The sequence below is a fragment of the Labrys sp. E2SS-1L genome (genome assembly GCF_057073705.1).
On sequence record NZ_CP172713.1, the window covers coordinates 1,244,347 to 1,257,452 of the forward strand.

Here is a 13,106-nt window from a genome sequence, read left to right on the forward strand (position 1 = left end):
GCCGACGGTCCATCGCCTTTTCTCCCTTTTTCTTGCATCGATGATAGCCGGCGTGCCGGAGTCCGTCGCCGGATTACTTGATCAGAATTGATCAAGCGCTGGCGACCTGCCCGCTCGCAAGTCACCGCCTCGGCCCGGCAGGCTGACCGGTGTGTTCACGCCGCAAGCAAGCTCTTGAGATTGACGTTCGGTGCCGACAAGGCGGCCGCCGAGGGTCTGGTACGCCTGGCGATCAACATCTCCGCCAGGCGGATATCGCGGGCCACCGCATTGCCAGGCCCGATGCCGCTCGCCGCGACCAGGCGGCCCGTGCCATCCAGATGAAACTGCAGAACGGCATGCGGTCCGAGGTCTCGCCGCACAATCGAGCATCCCTGATCGACCAATCCGGCAACCTGGAGGCTGAGATCGTATTGATCCGACCAGAACCAGGGCACGGCGGAAATCATGTCATTGGCGCCGAGCATGTTGCGGGCCGCCAGCGCGCCGTGATCCTGCGCGTTGCGCCAGGATTCCAGTCTCACCCGCCTGTTGTCGTAGACCGGCAGGGGGAACGAACAACAATCGCCGGCGGCGAAGATCGACGGGTCGCTGGTGCGAAGCTGGGCATCGACGGCTATCCCGTTTTCGATCGCCAGCCCGGCTGCCTCGGCAAGCTCCGTCGATGGCACCGCACCGACACCGGCCACCACGAGATCGGCGGCGATCTCCCGTCCGTTCGCCAAGCGCAGCACGGCCTGCCCTCCCCTGTCCTGCAAGGACAGGATGGAGATCCCGCACACCAGTTCGACGCCGGACGCAAGATGGCGCGCCTCCACCATACGGGCGATCTCTTCGGGCACGCCCCGGCTCAGGATGCGTTGCTGGACCTCGATCAGCGTTACGCCCGCGCCGCGCTGGATTGCACTGGCTGCAACCTCCAGCCCGATGAAACCGCCGCCGATGATGACGATCCTGGCGCCAGGACGAAAATGACTGCGCAGGCGCGCCACGTCCTCGAAACGGCGCAATGTTACGCAGTGGCGGTCGTCGCCGTCCCCGGGAAGGATTATGCGCCGCGCACTCGCACCTGTAGCGAGCAGGAGCCTGTGATAGGCAAGCGTCCGGCCATCGGACAGATGCACCCGCTTTGCCACGCGGTCGATGCCGTGCACCTTGATACCGGTCAGGCATGTGATTGCAGAAGCCTCGAAGCGTGCGACGGTGGCGATGGTCTTCGGACCGGGCGCATCCTCAGTGGTCAGCGCGTCCTTGGACAAGGGCGGCCGTTCATAGGGAAGATGCATCTCCTCGCCGATGAGTGTCACCGAGCCCGCAAAGCCAAGCTCGCGCAATGCAAAGGCAGCCCTGCTCCCGGCTTCGCCCGCACCGATTATGACCATATGCTCGCTCATGGTTTCCATTCCGTCTTCACCGGCGACGCAATGGCGTCTCCGTTCCGTCGCGAAATGTGCGAGAAAATTCATCGGATTGAACGAGGAGTCTTGATCAGATTTGATCACAGCCGGTCGTCAGCGCTCCGTCGTCCGGGCTGCCGGCACGCCAGCGCATTGCAGCAGCAAAGGAGGTTTCGCATCCAGGCAGCCAGGCTGGACCGACGTGGCCAAGGCCGAAATCCACTTGGCGACAGCCCCGATCGTCCCGCAGAAGGCCCATCGTGCCAAACGGCAACCCGCTGTTCCATAGGTCCATGCCCATGCTAAAAGCGCCCTCAAATGCGTAATTTCGGGAAGCTGTGAATTTGCATTGTCGTGTTCCCGACCGTTGGACTCTCCAGTCTCGATTGGCTGCTGCATGATCCTGCTGGTTGGCAACGGTCCCATCTCTCCTGACGCAGTGTCCCTTGCCGATCAGGCCAGCTTCGTTGTCCGCTTCAACGACTGCCGGTCCTATGCCGACCTGCCGGGCCCTACGCATGCCGTGGCCATCTGCAACACGGGTCGGCCTGGCTACGCGATGGCGACCTCCACCAAGTGGCGATCTCATTCGGCGATCCGCGAAGCCGGCGAACTATGGTGCGTACGCAACCCAGCCAAGTTTCTGGACCTGAGGGCGGCCATCATCGATATGTGGCCCGACCTCACCGATTTTTGCGATGATCACACGTCGAGGTTCGCCACCTATTGCGCTGTCGTCGGCAAAGACTTTCTGGTTTTCGATCGCAAGCTCCACGACGAAGTCGATCGTGACCTCGCTGATCTTGCGGCTCCGCCCTATGTGGTACCAAGCAGCGGAATGCTGGCGCTCCACTATGTTCTCCAGCGTTTCGCCCACCTTCCCGTCATTCTCGTCGGCTTTACCCATCAGGGGTGGGAGTGGCACCCTTTTTCTGCCGAAAAGACCCTCGTGGATCGCTACATTCGGCTTGGTCGGGTAACGCGCCTTTAGCCCCCGCCGAGATGAAGCTTCATCCCGCGCCTGGCGATCAAGGGTATTTGCGCATCCCCAGCCGCCTCTTCGTCATGCCACGGCCGTCTGTCTGCCCATGATGAAGGCCGTCAGGCGAGGACAGACGAAATCGAGGAAGGCCCTGACGCGATAGGGCAGATGCGGGCCGCCCAGATAGAGGGCATGGATCTGTTCCTCGTCCCCCTCGACCGCCTCCGACAGCACCTCGACCAGGCGGCCCGCTGCGATATCGGCCCGGACATGGTATTCGCCGAGCCGCGCCAACCCGGCTCCCGCCACCGCCATCCGCCGGACGGTCTCGCCATTATTGGCAAGCAGAGGCCCGCCGACGACGCGATCGACGATGCGTCCCCCTTCCCTCAGCGGCCAGACCGGCGCGGCCCGCCGGAAATTGAAGCCGAGGCAATTGTGGCCGGCGAGGTCCTCCACGATCCTTGGCTCTCCCCGGCGCTCGATATAGCGCGGAGCAGCGACGATCTTGCGCCTGGCCACGCCGATGCGGCGTGCGATCATGGCGGAATCCTGCAGCGCGCCCACCCGGAAGGCGACATCGGTACGGTCGAGATAGAGATCGACGATCTCGTCGGAGAGGGAGACATCGACGACGATGTTGGGATGAGCCTCCCAGAACGCCGGCAGCAAGGGCTCCAGGCCCAGCACGCCGAAAGCGACCGAGGCGTTGACCCGGACGGTGCCGCCGGCACTGGCCGCGCCCTGGGACAGGCCGCGCTCGATCTCGTCCAGTTCCGCCAGCAAGGCGAGGCTCTTCTCATAGAAGATCTGGCCCTCGGCCGTCAGCGACAGCCGGCGCGTGGAGCGCTCGAGCAGGCGCACGCCCAGGCGCTCCTCGATGCGACCGATCAGCTTGCTGACCGTTGAGGGCGTCATCAACAGCAACCGGGCAGCCTCGGAGAAGCTCCCGCTCTCCACCACGCGCAGGAAGACCTGCATTTCGCCGACGCGATTGTCCATGCGACGCCCAATCTGTGAACTGACTTCACAGATAATGTGGAAAGTGAGGCGATTATCAAGCCGGATCCAAACACATATCTAGCCATTCATGAAAAAGAATTCCGCATTGGAACTGATCCGCAAGCCGGATCGCATGACCCTCGGCATCGAATTGCCGCTCGACAATGACTGGTCGCCCGCCGGCGAGGCCCGGCGAGCGGCGCAAGGGCGCCCGCGCGGCGTTCCCGATCTCAGCGCGCAGACCGATCTTGTCCGCAAGGCCGACGACCTCGGTTTCTCGGCGATCTGGATGCGCGACGTGCCTGTCTTCGACCAGGTGAACATGGGCGATGCCGGCTCGGTCTACGATGTCTTCACCCTGCTCGGTTTTCTCGCCGGCGTGACCCGCAGGGTGGCCCTCGGTACCGCCGCGGTCGTCCTGCCGATCCGCCATCCCCTGATGACGGCCAAGGCGGCGGCCTCGGTGGACGCCCTCTCCGGCGGCCGCCTGATCCTCGGCGTGGCCTCGGGCGACCGGCCGGTCGAATATCCACTGCTCGGCCTTGATTTCGAGGCCCGCGGCGAAGCCTTCCGGGAGGCGGTTACCTATCTGCGTGCGGCCTGGCAGCCCGGCGGCCTGCCGGTGAATGGCGAGCGTGCGCCGGCGCTGGACCTGCTGCCGAGGCCGGTGCAGCCGACGATTCCCCTGGTGGTGGCCGGCCAGGCCCGGCAGGACGACGCCTGGCTCGCCGCCCATATGGACGGCCGCTTCGTCTATCCGGGCAGCCTCGACAAGACCGCCCGGCAGGCGCACGGCTGGGCCGATGCGACGGCCGGGCACGGCGCTTTCATCAGCGCTTTCCACCTCGATCTGCTCGACCAGGCCGACGCGCCGGCGACGCCGATCCGCTTCGGCGCCCGTGTCGGCCGCAAGGGCCTTGTCGCGCATTTCCGCGCCTTGGCGGCGGCAGGTGTCGATCACGTCGCCATCAATCTACGGCAGTCGGCCCGCCCGCCTGGCGAAGTCCTCGATGAACTCGCATCGGACGTCATGCCGATGCTGACCAGGAAACCCGCGGCGCTGGCCGCCTGACGATCCCAGGAGACGAAAATGCAGACCATCAATGTCCATGGCGCTGTAATCCCCACCCTCGGTTTCGGCGTGTTCCGCATGTCGGATGCCGAAGTGGAGCGCGTCGTTCCCGCTGCCCTCGAAGCCGGCTTCCGCCATTTCGATACAGCCCAGATCTATCAGAACGAGGCCGCGCTCGGCCGCGCCCTCCAGGCCGCCGGCGCCCGGCGCGAGGAGCTGTTCCTGACCACCAAGGTCTGGGTCGACAACTACAGCCGGGCCAGGTTCGCGGCCTCGGTCGATGAAAGCCTCGACAGGCTGAAGGTCGACCAGGTCGACCTCCTGCTGCTGCATTGGCCGGGCGACAAGGTCGCCATCGCCGATCAGGTCGAAATGCTGAACGCCGTCCAGGCCGCCGGCAAGACCCGCTTCATCGGCGTGAGCAACCAGAATATCGCCCAGATGAAGGAGACGGTAGCACTGAGCCAGGCGCCCATCGTCACCAACCAGGTCGAGCTTCACCCCTATCTCGATCAACGCGCCCTCGCCGCGGCCGCCAAGTCCATGGGCCTGGTCGTCAGCGCCTATTACGGCATGGCCGACGGCGCTGTGCCCCGCGATCCGCTGCTCCAGCGCATCGGCGCGAAATACGGCAAGAGCGCCGCGCAGGTTGCGCTACGCTGGCTGGTCCAGCAGGGCTTCGTGGCACTGTCCAAGACCGCCAGGCCCGAGCGCGTAGCCGAGAATGTCGCGATCTTCGACTTCGTCCTGAGTGAGGACGACATGGCGGTGATCGGCGCGCTCGCCCGTCCGGATGGACGCCTCGTCAACCCTCCGGGTCTCGCCCCGGCCTGGGACGCCTGAGGAGGATCGATGATGAGCACGAACGGTGTCGCTTCCGGCGACGAGCTTCGGCAGGGGTTCAACTGGCCCCTGCTCGCCTTGGCCATCGGCGCCTTCGGCATCGGGACGACCGAATTCACGCCCATGGGCCTGCTGCCGGTCATCGCCGACGGCGTGGGTGTCACGATCCCGACGGCCGGCATGCTCGTCAGTGCCTATGCGATCGGCGTGATGCTGGGCGCCCCGATCATGACGCTCGCCTTCAGTCGTTTCGGCAAGCGCGCCGCCCTGATGCTGCTGATGGGCATTTTCACCGTCGGCAACATCCTGTCGGCGCTCGCGCCGGGATATGCCACCCTGCTGCTCGCGCGGCTGGTCACCAGCCTCAACCACGGCGCCTTCTTCGGTCTCGGCGCCGTGGTTGCCGCCAGTGTCGTGCCCAAGGAGAAGCAGGCCAGCGCGGTCGCGACCATGTTCATGGGCTTGACGATCGCCAATATCGGCGGCGTACCCGCAGCCACCTGGATCGGCCAGCAGATCGGTTGGCGCATGGCCTTCGCCGGTACGGCCGTGCTCGGCCTCCTCGCCATCGCCTCGCTGTGGCTGGCGCTGCCGAAGGGAGAGCCCGGCAAGGTGCCGAACGTCAAGCGCGAGCTCGGCGTCCTCATCCGCCCGGCCGTCCTGCTGGCAATGGCGACGACCGTGATGGGTGCCGGCGCCATGTTCACGCTCTACACCTATGTCGCTCCGGTGCTGGCGGACCTCACCGGCGCCTCGGACACCTTCGTCACGCTCGCGCTGGTGCTGATCGGCGTCGGCTTCACCCTCGGCAACGGCCTGGGAGGCCGCCTCGCCGACTGGTCTCTCGACGGCGCCACCAAGATCTTCCTCGCCGCCCTCGCGCTTATCATGGTGCTGTTGCCCTTGGTGTTGACGAGCCATGTCGGGGCGGCGATCGGGCTGCTCGCCTGGGGTGCTGCAACCTTCGCCATCGTCCCGCCGGTACAGATGCGGGTGATGCAGGCGGCGGCGGAAGCACCCGGCCTGGCCTCCTCGATCAATGTCGGCGCCTTCAATCTCGGCAATGCGGTCGGTGCGGCTGTCGGCGGCGGGGTCATCAGCCTTGGCTGGGGCTACGCGGCGGTTCCCGTGGCCGGCGGTGCGCTTGCCGCAGCCGGCCTGGCGCTGGTGTGGCTCGGCCGGACACGGACTGCCCTCGCCTGCCAGGCCTGAGCCAACGATCGCAAAGGTGAAACGAACATGAATCCTATCGCATTTCCTCTGGCCGGACAGCAGTTCGAGGTCGACTACGGCGACCTCGTCGCCACCAATGCCTATGCATCGGATGGCCCCTCACTCCGCTATGAGATCACCAAGGGACCGCTGACCGGCAACAAGGCGACTGTCGGCTTCGAATGGCGGCATCTGGCCGGACAGTCCTATGCCATCTCCTGGCAGGAGGCCGACGGCTCCACGGTCGTCCATATCGACGACTTCGAGGCCGGGCGCTCGCTCGCCTTTTTCACGACGCCGGATGGCACGTTCTTCCGCCTGGAAGGCAGCCTGCGGCCGCTCGCTGCATCATAAGGGTGGCAGGCCTGGTGCCGACGGCGCAACCAGGCCTGCAGCAACGGTCCAGGAGGCCTGGAATGCTCGAGCACAGGCGCTACATTCAAACGCCGGACGGCTATTTCATGGTCCTGCGGCAGGGCGACGACGTCTTCGCGCGGCTTGAAGCCCTGATGAAGGAGGAAGCGGTGCCGGCTGCCGGCTTTGTCGGCTTCGGATTTCTACGGCAAGCGACCTTCGGGTTCTTCGATTTCGACAACAAGGCCTATCGCCCGAAAACCATCGAGAATCTGGAGCTCGCCAACATGACCGGCACCCTGGCCTGGAAGGATGGCGAGCCCGCGATTCACGCCCACGGCGTGGCGGCGGACAGCACCTTCCAAACCTTCGGCGGCCACCTGCTTGCGCTCGAGGTCGGTCGTGGCTCGCTGGAGATCCATGTGTCGGTCTTTCCGACGCGACTGGAGCGGGCGCTCGATCCGTCGATCGGCGCGAATGTGCTGCAGCTCTGACGCAAAGATCGCGGATCCCGCACTCGCGGCCCGATCGGCGGTCTTTCCCCGGGACGCGGCGTTCCGCGCCGAACGCGTTGCGCAGGGCAGCATGAGCTGACGGAAAACGATGCGCCGAGCCGGGCGCAACTCTCGGCAGAAAGGGAGGAAAACCCTGTTTCGGCACCGGATCACCTGTGACAAGGTTTGCAACGGCTTACGCCGCACGGCTATACCGGATGCCCCATTCTACAGGATCACCCCGTGCCCAGCAGCGAGTTAGAAGATACCATGCCAGCCGGGGCGAATCTTGCCGAGGAACTCGAGCGCGCCCGCGTGGCCTGGCTCTATTTCGTGGGAGGCCAGACCCAGCAGGAAATCGCCGAGCGCATGAACATCACCCGGCTGAAGGTGAACAAGATCATCGGCCAGGTCCGGGATACAGGCAAGGTGCAGATCCGGGTCAGCTTGCCGCTGAGTGACTGCATCGATCTCGCGGAGAGGGTTTCGGCACGATACGGCCTGGTCGAGTCGGTCGTGGTGCCGGACGTGACGGACTATCTCGAGCAGAAGCGCGTCATCGGCGAGGCGGCCGGCATGCTCGCCAGTTCCCTGATCAATGGTCAGGACATGGGCGTGGGCATCGGTTCGGGCCGCACGCTCAGCTACGCCGTGCGCGCGTTGACGGCGAAGCTGCGACCGACCAGCTGGGTGGTCGGACTGACGGGCGGTGTCACCAGCGGTTCCTCGACGAATACCTTCGAGGTGGCGACGGCCTTCGCCCGCTCCCTCGGCGTGGAATGCCACTATTTGACGGCGCCGATCTATTGCGCCAATCCAGAAAGCCGCAACGCGGTGCTTCTGAACGAGGAGTTGACTGATGTCCTGGCGCGCACGGAAATTGCCGACATCGGCCTCGTTTCCTGCGGCCCGCTATCGCATGACACTTCGCTCACGCAGATCCGGGTCGTGAAGGATCATCTCGACGCCATTCTCAATCTGGGCGCCGTCGGCGAATTCATGGGGTGCTTCCTGGATTACCAGGGCCGCCCCGTCGACCACTTTCTCAACGAGTCGACCATCGCCCTGCCGCCTGACAAGCTCAAGATAAAGCCGATCTCGGTGCTGGTTTCGGGAGGCACCGACAAGATCCCGATTATCCGGGCGATCCTGCGGGCAGGATATGTCAACCGCCTCGTAACCAATGAATCGGTTGCCAGAGCCCTTCTGCAGGGGCCACGCTAGAGCATCGTGCCGAAAAGTGGATGCCGGTTTTCGGCAAAAGCGATGCGACAACGATAACCTACAGCATCGATGCTTGACCGACCAAGCATCGTCCTTGCGAGCGGGCCAAACATCGTGGCCGCCGGGGCAGGCCCGGCGGCGACAAATGTCCCGTTTCTTTCAACACCTCGGCCAAGCTGACCAGGACGTGCACGCCGCCTTGTCGGGCTCAGCCGACGGCGCGCTCGCGCGCTTCGGACATCGCCCTCAACATGACATAGGTCGAAGCCGCACCCGGATCGATATGCCCCATGGAGCGCTTCCCGAGTTTGGCGGCGCGGCCGCGCCGCGCCTCCATTGCCGCCGTAGCCTCCATGCCATCCTTGGCACCATCCCTTGCGGCAATCAGGATATCGAGTGTCGAGCCTTTTTCCTGCGCGCGCTCCAGAGCCGCGGAGACGGCCGGCACCCAGGCATCGATCATGGTCTTGTCACCGGGCTCGGCGCGTCCACGGTCGCGGATCCCCTGGCAGGCCGCGGAAAGCCAGGCCGCCAAGGCTTCGGAATCGAGATTGAGACGATTACCGACCGCCGTGCCTGCCCGCAGGAAAGCGGTCGCGTAAAGCGGCCCCGAAGAAGCGCCGACGGCATCGAGAAAGGCCTTGGCCATGCGCTTGCATATGCCCTCGATCGCCTCATTGTCCGGCCCATCGTCAAGAGCCTTCTGCACCGCCCGCCAGCCGACTTCCATGGTGACGCCGTGGTCACCGTCGCCAATGACCCCGTCGAGCTCGGAGAGCCAATCCTTCTCCGCGATGATCTGGTCGCCGACATTCTGCATCATGGCCCGGAACAGGGCGGGCGTGATGTCGCCATCGGCGATGAGTTCACGAGCGGCTTCCATTGTCGTCGAGCCACGATCGGGCGTCCGTTCCGGCTGGCGCCGCACCGTGCCCTTCTCCACGACCGGTTCCATTGCGCCGACGGTCAGGGCCAAAGTCCGGCAGGGATGGTCAAGCAGAGCCTGGAGTCTGTCATCGAGCTTCATCAGCGTCACCGAAGCGCCTGCCATTTCCAGCGACGTCGCGTATTCGCCCACCCAGGACGCGTGGATCTTCACATCGAGGGCATCGAGGCGCTGCTTGACGCGCCGGAACATCACATAGAGTTCGATTTGCGATGTGGCGCCGAGGCCATTGACCAGGACGCCGACCCGGTCGCCTTGCTTGAGTGCGAGCTCCCTGGCCAGATTGTCCATCAGTTCGTCGGTGACGACGTCGGCCGTCGCCAGTTTCTGGCGCCGAATGCCCGGCTCGCCATGCAAGCCCATGCCGATTTCCATGTCTTCGGCACCGATGGTGAAATTGGGCTTGGCTGTTTGCGGCAGGGAGCAGGGACTGAGCGCCACGCCCATGGAGCAAGTTGCTTCATTCGCCGCGCGGGCCAGCGCTTCCACCCGTGCGAGGGGCTCGCCGAGATCGGCGGCAGCGCCGGCGATCTTGAAAACGAAGAAATCGCCGGCAATGCCGCGACGCTCGTTCTTGCGTTCGGGCGGCGCGGAGGCAACGTCGTCTGCCACGGCGACCTGGCGCACATTCACGCCTTCTCCGGCCAGTTCCTCCGCCGCCATGGTGAAGTTCAGCACGTCGCCGGTATAGTTGCCATAGAGCAGCAGCACGCCGGCGCCTCCATCGGCGGCGTGCGCCGCTTCGACGATGTGCGCCGGGGACGGAGAAGCGAAGACATTGCCTACCGCAGCGGCATCCGCAAGGCCGCGCCCCACATAGCCCGCAAAGGCAGGCTCATGGCCGGATCCCCCGCCGATCACGATGCCGACCTTGCCGGCGCGCGGTCCGTCCACGGCGACGATGGCGCGGCCTGTTTGCCCTTCCACGCGCAGCAGGTCGGGATGTGCGCCCGTCATGCCCTCGATCATTTCCTGGATGATCTGTTCGGGCGCATTGATCAGCTTCTTGGTGGAGACTTGTTCGTTCATCGTTTCTTGTTCCGCGAATTCTTCAATCATGTCCGTTCAAGCTGCTTCGCCGCGCAGATAGCGACGAGAGATGGCATCAAAGGAGATTGCCAGCACGACGATCGCACCCGAGACAATGCCCTGCCAGTAGGGCGATACGCCAAACAGGACGATGATATTTTCGATGATGGCAATGATACCGGCGCCGAGAATGGCTCCGATCGGGCTGCCCACGCCGCCCGTGGTGGCGACGCCGCCGATCACGCACGCCGCGATGGGGGCCAGCACCCAGGTATCGCCGATGGATGGCTGGGCCGTTCCCAGGCGCGCCACCATGAGGACACCCGCCAGCGCCGCGAGAGCGCCGGCCGCCACGAACACGATCAGACGGACGAGGTCGACACGGATCCCGAGCATGCGCGCGGCGCCCCGGTTGTTGCCGATCGCATACATGTAGCGGCCGAACGGTGTTTTCACCATGACGAAGGTGGCGACGAGGAGGGCGCCGATCATCGCCACGAAGGGAACAGGCACACCGAACAGGTCGCCGCGGCCCAGATATTGGATCTGCTGCGGAATACCGGTGATGGCCACGCCGCGCGTCAGGACCAGATTCGCGCCGCCATAAATGCCTGCTGTGCCGATCGTCAGGACGAGCGAGTGCAGCCGCAAGCCGGTGACAAGCAGCCCGTTGGCAAACCCCAGGGTCGCGCCGAGGGCGATGGCGAGCAGCATTGCCGTATAGGGCTCGATGCCGAACTTCATCATCAGGACACCGGAGGCGATCCCGCAGAGGCCGCCTATCACGCCCAGCGACAGGTCGAGTTCGCCCAGCACCATCAGCATGGACTGCGCGATGGTGATGAGCCCGACGAAGGCGATGCCGCGTGCTACGACGGACATGTTGTAGGAGGTCAGGAAATAAGGTGAAACGATCGCCGACAAGGCGAAGATGACCGCAAGGGCCGCAAGGACTCCCGCGAGCGGATCGCGCAGGACCGTGGCAAGTGATTTAGGCGACATCGGCGTTCATCTCGGTTCCAAATATGGCGCCCACCAGCGTTTCCGTGGCCGTGTCGGCCGTGACGTATTGGCCGGTCAGGCGCCCGTTATGCATGGTTATGATGCGGCTGGCACATTTGCGCAGTTCGGCGATCTCGGACGAAATGAGGATGACGCCGACGCCTTCCTCGGCCAGCCTCTTCATGATCCGGTAGATTTCCGTCTTGGTGCGAATGTCGATGCCCTTGGTCGGCTCATCGAAAATCAGGATCTGCGGCCGCGTGGCCAAAGCGCGACCGATGATCGCCTTTTGCTGATTGCCGCCCGACAGATGCGAGATACGCTTGCCCATGCCGGCGGTGCGGATGCCGTACTCGTCGATGATGGTCTGGACCGCGCTGCGCTCTCGCTTCTGGCTGATGCCCAAGGGGCCGACGGTGAGCGGCAGGATGGAGATGCCGATATTCTCGCGCAGCGAAAGTTGCGGGAATATGCCGTGAAGCTTGCGCTCCTCGGACAGATAGAGCATGCCGGCCTCGACCGAGCGGGACGTATCGTTGAGCTGCCAGTCCTTACCCGCAACCATGACCTTGCCGGCGGTCGCCTTGCGATAGCCGAAGATGGTTTGCATGATTTCGGAGCGCCCTGCCCCGACAAGGCCGGCGAACCCAAGGATTTCGCCGCGGCGAAGATCGAATGAAATATCGCTGAAGCGCGGACCGGTCAGGCCCCTGACTTCCATGATCGTAGCGGTCGCGTTGCCCGCAGGATGGAAATGCTCGTCCAGCGCCACATGACGACCGGACATGGCGCGTATGAGATCCGGCTCCGAAATATCGGCGATCTGTCCGCTCTCGATCTTCTCGCCATTGCGCAGAACCGTATAGTCGTCGCCGATGGCAAAAACCTCATCCATCTTGTGGCTGATGAAGATAATCGCGTGGTTGCGATCGAGGAAGCCGCGCATGACCTTGAAGACACGCTCGACTTCGACGCCGGTAAGCGCGGAGGTCGGCTCATCGAGGATGAGCACCTTCATATTCTTGTTCGTGGAAGCGCGTGCGATCTGGAGCAGTTGCTGATCCGAGACCGAAATATTGGCCACGAGATCCTGGGGGCGGGCCTCGATGCCGAAACGGTCGAGATAGGCCTGCGCCTCCGCCATCAGGGCGCGACGGTTGAACAGCATGCCACCGTGGCCCGTGCGGTTCAGGGGCATGAAGAGGTTCTCAGCAACGCTCATCTGGGGAAACAGCGTGAGTTCCTGAGGCACATAGGCGATATTTCGATAAAGGGAGGGCTCTTCGGTGGGATCGCCGCCATCGATCCTGATGGTCCCCCGCGAGGGAAGCTCCGTGCCGGTGAGAATCTTGACCAGGGTCGACTTGCCGGCCCCGTTCTCGCCGGCCAGGATATGAGTGCGCCCGAGCTCGACCTTGAGATCGACCCCATTGAGCGCAGTCACGCCGGGAAAGTCCCTGCCCAGTCCGGTGGTTTCAAGATAGGCCATGGACCAAGTCTTTCACTGTGGACGAATAAGGCGCGGGCCAAGGAACCCGCGCCTGTTTAC

The 13,106-nt window shown here is 64.3% G+C and carries 12 protein-coding genes; 7 read left to right on the forward strand and 5 right to left on the reverse strand.

Annotated features, from left to right (window positions below; all coding sequences use genetic code 11):
- Positions 1-155: 155 nt before the first annotated feature.
- Positions 156-1,403, reverse strand: coding sequence for an NAD(P)/FAD-dependent oxidoreductase (locus tag ACIGJE_RS31305; protein ID WP_483680565.1), 1,248 nt, complete (start codon positions 1,401-1,403; stop codon positions 156-158).
- A gap of 391 nt (positions 1,404-1,794) precedes the next feature.
- Here ACIGJE_RS31305 and ACIGJE_RS31310 point away from each other — a divergent pair, with 391 nt between their 5' ends.
- Positions 1,795-2,388, forward strand: a complete 594-nt coding sequence (locus ACIGJE_RS31310) for a Urease operon accessory protein (protein ID WP_483680567.1) — start codon at positions 1,795-1,797, stop codon at positions 2,386-2,388.
- Between the two features lie 72 nt (positions 2,389-2,460).
- Here ACIGJE_RS31310 and ACIGJE_RS31315 read toward each other — a convergent pair whose 3' ends face one another.
- Positions 2,461-3,381 (reverse strand): LysR family transcriptional regulator, encoded by a 921-nt coding sequence (locus ACIGJE_RS31315; protein ID WP_483680569.1) that lies wholly within the window; start codon positions 3,379-3,381, stop codon positions 2,461-2,463.
- Positions 3,382-3,469: 88 nt separating this feature from the next.
- Between ACIGJE_RS31315 and ACIGJE_RS31320 the strand changes: the two genes are divergently transcribed.
- The 6 genes from ACIGJE_RS31320 (at position 3,470) to ACIGJE_RS31345 (ending at position 8,580) form a co-directional block, all read left to right on the forward strand.
- Positions 3,470-4,453, forward strand: a complete 984-nt coding sequence (locus tag ACIGJE_RS31320) for a TIGR03571 family LLM class oxidoreductase (protein ID WP_483680571.1) — start codon at positions 3,470-3,472, stop codon at positions 4,451-4,453.
- 18 nt (positions 4,454-4,471) lie between these two features.
- Complete coding sequence (locus tag ACIGJE_RS31325) at positions 4,472-5,296, forward strand: aldo/keto reductase (protein ID WP_483680573.1); 825 nt, start codon at positions 4,472-4,474, stop codon at positions 5,294-5,296.
- Between the two features lie 12 nt (positions 5,297-5,308).
- Positions 5,309-6,508, forward strand: coding sequence for an MFS transporter (locus ACIGJE_RS31330; RefSeq protein WP_415081146.1), 1,200 nt, complete (start codon positions 5,309-5,311; stop codon positions 6,506-6,508).
- A 27-nt stretch (positions 6,509-6,535) separates the two neighbouring features.
- The gene (locus tag ACIGJE_RS31335) at positions 6,536-6,862 is read left to right on the forward strand and encodes a MoaF-related domain-containing protein (RefSeq protein WP_394311527.1); all 327 of its coding nucleotides are present in this window, start codon (positions 6,536-6,538) and stop codon (positions 6,860-6,862) included.
- Positions 6,863-6,924: 62 nt separating this feature from the next.
- Positions 6,925-7,356: a PPC domain-containing DNA-binding protein gene (locus tag ACIGJE_RS31340; protein ID WP_311936983.1), complete on the forward strand. Its 432-nt coding sequence runs from the start codon at positions 6,925-6,927 to the stop codon at positions 7,354-7,356.
- Between the two features lie 270 nt (positions 7,357-7,626).
- On the forward strand, positions 7,627-8,580 hold the full coding sequence (locus ACIGJE_RS31345) for a sugar-binding transcriptional regulator (RefSeq protein WP_415080967.1): 954 nt from the start codon (positions 7,627-7,629) through the stop codon (positions 8,578-8,580).
- A gap of 208 nt (positions 8,581-8,788) precedes the next feature.
- On the opposite strand, the gene dhaL is transcribed toward ACIGJE_RS31345, so the two are convergent.
- From dhaL to ACIGJE_RS31360, 3 genes are all read right to left on the reverse strand, one after another.
- The gene (gene dhaL / locus ACIGJE_RS31350) at positions 8,789-10,555 is read right to left on the reverse strand and encodes a dihydroxyacetone kinase subunit DhaL (protein ID WP_415080965.1); all 1,767 of its coding nucleotides are present in this window, start codon (positions 10,553-10,555) and stop codon (positions 8,789-8,791) included.
- A gap of 36 nt (positions 10,556-10,591) precedes the next feature.
- Positions 10,592-11,479, reverse strand: coding sequence for an ABC transporter permease (locus tag ACIGJE_RS31355; RefSeq protein ID WP_415080963.1), 888 nt, complete (start codon positions 11,477-11,479; stop codon positions 10,592-10,594).
- Between the two features lie 67 nt (positions 11,480-11,546).
- A complete protein-coding gene (locus ACIGJE_RS31360; protein ID WP_415080961.1) occupies positions 11,547-13,046 on the reverse strand; it encodes a sugar ABC transporter ATP-binding protein in 1,500 nt (499 codons plus the stop codon).
- Positions 13,047-13,106: the final 60 nt, after the last annotated feature.

What these genes read in the sequence shown, in the direction of transcription:
- ACIGJE_RS31305 (WP_483680565.1), bottom strand. Translation starts at nt 1,403, where the DNA reads ATGGAAACCATGAGCGAGCATATGGTCATAATCGGTGCGGGCGAAGCC.
- ACIGJE_RS31310 (WP_483680567.1), top strand. Translation starts at nt 1,795, where the DNA reads ATGATCCTGCTGGTTGGCAACGGTCCCATCTCTCCTGACGCAGTGTCC.
- ACIGJE_RS31315 (WP_483680569.1), bottom strand. Translation starts at nt 3,381, where the DNA reads ATGGACAATCGCGTCGGCGAAATGCAGGTCTTCCTGCGCGTGGTGGAG.
- ACIGJE_RS31320 (WP_483680571.1), top strand. Translation starts at nt 3,470, where the DNA reads ATGAAAAAGAATTCCGCATTGGAACTGATCCGCAAGCCGGATCGCATG.
- ACIGJE_RS31325 (WP_483680573.1), top strand. Translation starts at nt 4,472, where the DNA reads ATGCAGACCATCAATGTCCATGGCGCTGTAATCCCCACCCTCGGTTTC.
- ACIGJE_RS31330 (WP_415081146.1), top strand. Translation starts at nt 5,309, where the DNA reads ATGAGCACGAACGGTGTCGCTTCCGGCGACGAGCTTCGGCAGGGGTTC.
- ACIGJE_RS31335 (WP_394311527.1), top strand. Translation starts at nt 6,536, where the DNA reads ATGAATCCTATCGCATTTCCTCTGGCCGGACAGCAGTTCGAGGTCGAC.
- ACIGJE_RS31340 (WP_311936983.1), top strand. Translation starts at nt 6,925, where the DNA reads ATGCTCGAGCACAGGCGCTACATTCAAACGCCGGACGGCTATTTCATG.
- ACIGJE_RS31345 (WP_415080967.1), top strand. Translation starts at nt 7,627, where the DNA reads ATGCCAGCCGGGGCGAATCTTGCCGAGGAACTCGAGCGCGCCCGCGTG.
- dhaL (WP_415080965.1), bottom strand. Translation starts at nt 10,555, where the DNA reads ATGAACGAACAAGTCTCCACCAAGAAGCTGATCAATGCGCCCGAACAG.
- ACIGJE_RS31360 (WP_415080961.1), bottom strand. Translation starts at nt 13,046, where the DNA reads ATGGCCTATCTTGAAACCACCGGACTGGGCAGGGACTTTCCCGGCGTG.